The 5,218-nt window shown below is 72.0% G+C and carries 4 protein-coding genes and 1 pseudogene; 3 read left to right on the forward strand and 2 right to left on the reverse strand.

The features are described from left to right. Window positions 1–2,310, reverse strand: a 2,310-nt coding sequence (locus ADY59_RS53640; RefSeq protein WP_156326160.1) for a pectinesterase family protein, incomplete at its 3' end; no start/stop codon positions are given. Window positions 2,311–2,431: 121 nt separating this feature from the next. After that, entirely contained in the window at window positions 2,432–3,193 is a 762-nt protein-coding gene (locus tag ADY59_RS46465; protein WP_197094191.1) for an IclR family transcriptional regulator, read from the reverse strand. Between the two features lie 129 nt (window positions 3,194–3,322). On the opposite strand from ADY59_RS46465, the gene ADY59_RS46470 reads away from it, so the two are divergent. The 3 genes and pseudogenes from ADY59_RS46470 to ADY59_RS46480 form a co-directional block, all read left to right on the forward strand. Continuing rightward, window positions 3,323–3,976: an ABC transporter permease gene (locus ADY59_RS46470; protein ID WP_049577520.1), complete on the forward strand. Its 654-nt coding sequence runs from the start codon at window positions 3,323–3,325 to the stop codon at window positions 3,974–3,976. Then, complete coding sequence (locus tag ADY59_RS46475) at window positions 3,963–4,997, forward strand: ABC transporter ATP-binding protein (RefSeq protein ID WP_082310919.1); 1,035 nt, start codon at window positions 3,963–3,965, stop codon at window positions 4,995–4,997. Before ADY59_RS46470 ends, ADY59_RS46475 begins: the two co-directional genes overlap by 14 nt. Further along, window positions 4,987–5,218, forward strand: a pseudogene (locus tag ADY59_RS46480) (hypothetical protein); the annotation flags it as partial. The gene ADY59_RS46475 and the pseudogene ADY59_RS46480, both read left to right, overlap by 11 nt.

Here is a 5,218-nt window from a genome sequence, read left to right on the forward strand (position 1 = left end):
ACCCTGCACACCCGCGTCCACCCGGCCCGCACCCTCCACGCGCTCGTCCCGGCCGGCTCCGGCGCCGGCCGGGACGAGCGCGTGGAGGGTGCGGGCCGGGTGGACGCGGGTGTGCAGGGTGGGGGTCCAGCCGGCGTCGGCGCCGAGCGTGGCGCCGGTGGCGGCGTTGTGGGCGGCCACCAGGTCGGCGGGCGCGCCGTCCACCAGGTTGTCCCTGGCCGTGATGGCGGTGCCCTTCAGCACCGTCAGCACCTTCCCTGCGGGGATGCCGGAGAAGGCGTTGGCCTGCGCGTACACCTGGGAGCCGAAGCCCACGCCGATGCTGTACTGGTAGGCGTCGCCGCCGGTGTAGAAGTTGTTGTACACGTGCACCTGCCCGAAGCGGACCCGGGGCGTGCGCTGGCCGAGCCCCTCGAAGTAGTTGTGGTGCAGCGTCACCTTGAGCTTGTCCGCCTCGGCGTACCTGTCGGGGTTGTCGGTGTTGCCGATCAGCATGACCTTGTCGTGCCCGCTCAGGTGGTTCCACGACAGCGTGACGTGGTTCGAGCCGCGCACGACGTCGAGCAGGCCGTCGTGGACCTGGTAGGGGCGGCCGAAGTGGAGCGGCTGGGCGGAGTCGGGGTTGTCGCCGTCGTCGAGCGTGTTGTGGTCGAGCCACACGTGGGTCGAGCCGGACACCTCGACGTTGTCGAAGGAGGCGTTCCAGTTGCCCTCGTCGCCGTCCGTCGGGTCCCACTGGGGGAAGCAGTCGGCGGTGTCGGTGATGGTGAGGTTGCGGACGATGACGTTGTCGGCGCCGCTGATCCGCAGTCCGAAGCTCTTCAGGGCGGCGTCGCGGCCCAGGCCCACGAGCGTGACGTTGGAGCCGATGGTGACCGTGACGTGCTCGGCCATCTTCGCGTACGACGCCTTCCTGGCCTCCTCCAGCGGGCCGGACGGCGGGGTGGCGCGACCCCAGACGGCGGGGTCGTAGGCGGCCAGGTAGGCGTCCAGGCCGTAGCCGTCCGTGGCGTAGTCGGCGCAGGTCAGGGGCCGGCCGTCGGCGCCGGTGTCGGCGTCGACGGCGCCGCGCACGTACACGATCCTGGGGGTGTTGTCGGCGGGGTCGCCGAGGGCGGCGACGAGTTCGGCGCGGGTGGAGACGACGTGCACGTCCTCGGGGCGGGCGGCCGAGCCGCCGGTGGTGCCGGTGGTCGCGGCGGCCCAGCCGTCGCCCTCGCCGAGCACCTGGCGGCCGAGGCCGCGGTCGGCGGGCCGGACGGGGCGGCGGACCGGGTTCCAGCCGTCGGAGCCGGCGAGGTAGCGCTGCGGGGTGAAGCGGGCGGCCTCGTGCCGGGGGAGCTGCGGGCGGTCGTCGCCGGCGGTGGCGCCGGCGGTGGCGCCGGGGCCGTGGTTGCGGTATTCGGACAGGCGGGCCTCGCGCCAGTTCAGGCCGGACATGTCCGTCCAGGGCGCGGCCTTGAACTGCTGCCCGAGCCACGACTCGCGCACGAGCACCTGGCCGCGCGCCGTCGCCGACCCGCCCGCCGGCCACGGCCGTCCCAGGTGGTACGTCCCGGCCGGGGCGTCGCTGGTGAGGTGGCTGCGGTAGATCAGGAACCCGTACGGGTTGGACAATTCGGTGCTGGCCGCGGTGACGTAGCCGTTGTCGGTGTCGCTGCCCCGGTCCAGGGCCTTGATCACGCAGTTGTCGAAGACGGCGGTGGCGCGGCCGAAGATGAAGTCCACGTCGCCCTCGACGTAGCAGTCGCGGAAGTACTGCCGGGCGGTCGTGGCGGCGCTCGGCGTGCTGGCGTACAGGGTGTCCTGGTTGCCGAGGAAGCGGACGTTCTCGTACACCTGCCGGTCGCCGGTGGTGCGCACCGCGACGGCCTGGCTCGCGCCGTGGGCGGCCTCGTCGTAGGAGTTCTCGAAGGTGACGTTGCGGGCGGTGAAGTCGGGCGCGCCGATCACGTACGACGCGCTGCCGGAGGTGCCGTAGTTCCCCGAGCCGTCGGGCTTGGGCGTGGTGGCGGAGGCGTCGAAGGTCAGCACCACCCCGGCCGGGTCGCGGGTGGCGCCGACGAGCGAGATGTGCGGTTTGTCGGCGGGGATGACGACCTGCTGCTTGTACGTGCCCTCGCGGACGAGGATGGTCACCGGGGCGGTGTTGCCGGAGGGCACCGCGTCCACGGCGGCCTGGACGGTGGCGTGGTCGCCGGAGCCGTCGGCGGCGACCACGATGACGTTCCGCGAGGGGTGCGCAAGAGCGGTGGCGGGGGTGGCGGCGATCGTGAGGGCGATCACCAGGGGGAGTGTCAGAAGTCGCATCGCGCAACCTCTCCAGAGGGCAGCAAACGGTTGCACGAAACGTTGACGCACTCCGGCTGATGCGTCAACGGCTAGGAGTAAAACTGCACCGTTGCTGCGGCAAGCGGTTGCAGGCGCCAGGTCAGCAGGCCGGGTAGCCGAGGGCGGCCGACAGGGCGCGGGCCGAGTCGGCGATCGCGTGGCCGATCTCCTCCAGCCGGGGCCTCGCCGGGACCCGGGTCAGGGAGACGCTGACGGCCGCCGCGATGAGGCCGCGGTGGTCGCGGACCGGGGCGGAGACCGCGCCGGCGCTGTCGTCGAGCTCGACGTCGCTGGCCACGTAGCCGAACGTGCGGGCGTGCGCCAGGTCGGCCATCCACTGCTCCTCGTCGCTGACCGCCGAGTCCAGCCCGGCGGGCAGCTTGGCGCGCAGCAGCTCGCGCACCCGGTCGGGCTCCCAGTCGGCCAGCAGCGAGCGGCCCGCCGCCGCCATGATCACGGGCACCGACACGCCCTCCCAGATGCGGTGGTAGGCCCGCGAGGAGGGCATCGACACCAGCGTGAGCACCTGGTCGCCGCGCAGCACGCACAGGTGCGCGTCCTCGTCGAACGCGGTGGCCAGGCGGCGCAGGAACGGCGCCGACACCTGGACGAGCCGCGCCTGCTGGCTGCGCGCCGCGAGCGCGAACAGCCGCCAGCCGAGGCGGTAGCGGCGGGTCACCGGGTCGCGCTCGACCATGCCCTCGGCCTCCAGCGCCCGCAGCGCCCGCGACACCTGACTCTTCTCCCTGTCGAGGCGCTGCGCGATCCAGCTCACGCCGAACCCGTCGGTGTCTCGCTCATCACCGTGACCTGCGAGGACGTCGAGAATTTCGAGGTCCCGGCGAAGGCCTGCGGAAGACACGGGGAGCTTCTCGCTCATGCCCATCCGTTCATAACAACTGGGTTGCGCTCATCGCAACAGATTTTGCGATGAGCGCAACTAGCCATACGTTTACATGCCCATGCAACTGTAAGCGAAGGCGGTTACTTCATGACTTTCAGCGAGTACGTGGTCTCCCGCTGGGGCACCCTCTCGCTGGCCGCCGCCGAACACGCCCTGGTCGTGGCCATCGCCATCGGCATCGCCACGGCCGTGGGCGTCGGCATCGGGCTCCTGACGTACGAGACTCCCAAAGCGCGCGGCGCCTCCCTGGCGCTGTCCGCCGGCATCCTGACCATCCCGTCCCTGGCCCTGCTGACCCTGCTCATCCCGATCACCGGACTCGGCTGGGGTTCCACGCTGATCGCGCTGACCGGATACGCGTTCCTGCCGATCATCAGGAACACCGTGACCGGACTGCGCGGCGTGGACGCCGCCACCGTCGAGGCAGGGCGGGGGATGGGCCTGAGCAGCGCGCGCGTGCTGCTGCGGGTCCGGCTGCCGCTGGCCTGGCCGCTGATCCTGGCCGGGGTCCGCATCTCCACGCAGATGCTCATCGGCATCGCCGCCATCGCGGCCTACGTCGACGGCCCCGGGCTGGGCAACCAGATCTTCGAGGGGCTGGCCCGGCTGGGCTCGGTCAACTCGCTCAACGCCACGCTCGCGGGCACGCTCGGCATCGTGGTCATCGCGGTGCTGTTCGACGCGGGCTTCTCCGCCGTCCGCCTTCTGACCACCCCGAGGGGGCTTCGTGTTCGACCGTGATCCCGCAGGTGTCCGCATCGAGCTGCGGGAGCTGACCAAGCACTACCCAGGGCAGCCGGCTCCAGCGGTCGACAACGTCAGCCTCGACATCCCGGCGGGCGAGCTCGTCGTCTTCGTCGGCCCGTCCGGCTGCGGCAAGACCACCACGATGAAGATGATCAACAGGCTGGTCGAGCCCACGTCCGGCCAGATCCGTATCGGCGGCCAGGACGTGCTCGGCCTGCACCCCGACGAGTTGCGCCGGCACATCGGCTACGCGATCCAGCAGGTCGGCCTGTTCCCGCACCTGACGGTCGGGCAGAACGTCGCGATGGTCCCCAAGCTGCTCGGCTGGCCCGCCGCCAAGGTGGCCGCGCGGGTCGAGGAACTGCTGGAGCTGGTGAGCCTGGACCCGGGCACGTTCCGGGACCGCTTCCCGCGCCAGCTGTCCGGCGGCCAGCAGCAGCGGGTCGGCGTCGCCCGGGCGCTGGCGGCCGACCCGCCGGTGATGCTCATGGACGAGCCGTTCGGCGCCACCGACCCGATCACCCGCGAGCACCTGCAGAACGAGTTCGCCAAACTGCAGAAGCAGCTCCGCAAGACGATCATCTTCGTCACGCACGACTTCGAGGAGGCGATCAAGCTCGGCGACCGCATCGCCGTGCTGCGTGAGCGCTCGCACATCGCCCAGTACGACACGCCGGCCAACATCCTGGCCGCCCCGGCCGACGACTACGTCGCCGGGTTCATCGGCCAGGACGCCACGCTCAAGCGCCTGGCGCTGCTCAGGGTCGAGGACGTGCCGTACGAGAGCCCGCTGCCGGACCCGGCGCTGCCGGCGGTGGCGGCGGGCGCGGCGCTGCGCGAGGCGCTGGACGCGATGGTCGCGCGCGGCGCGGACCGGTGCTCGACGCCGTCCGGCGTGATCACCTACGCGGAGCTGTGCGCGGCCGTGGGCCCGGGAGCGGCCACCGGAACGGCCACCGCCACGGGCACAGCGGCGAATGCCGCGCAGGAGGAAGTGACCGCCGGTGACCGCTGAGACCCTCGCCGTCGGCAAGGCCCGCACCCCCGCCCGCCCCGCCCCCCTGCGTCACCTGATCACGCCCGCCGCCATCGTGGTGGCGCTGGCCACCCTGTACGCCTGGGTGAGCACCCTGGAGCTGGACTCGATCGAGCGGCGCAGCATCAACCAGGCGGGGCTCGTCGCCAAGACCGTCGAGCACGTGCAGATGACGGTCGCCGCCACCGCCCTGGTGGTGG

The sequence above is a fragment of the Nonomuraea sp. SBT364 genome (assembly GCF_001083785.1).
Taxonomy (GTDB): Bacteria; Actinomycetota; Actinomycetes; order Streptosporangiales; family Streptosporangiaceae; genus Nonomuraea.

Coding starts and splice junctions, on each gene's coding strand:
- ADY59_RS46470 (WP_049577520.1), top strand. CDS start 3,323: ATGACTTTCAGCGAGTACGTGGTCTCCCGCTGGGGCACCCTCTCGCTG.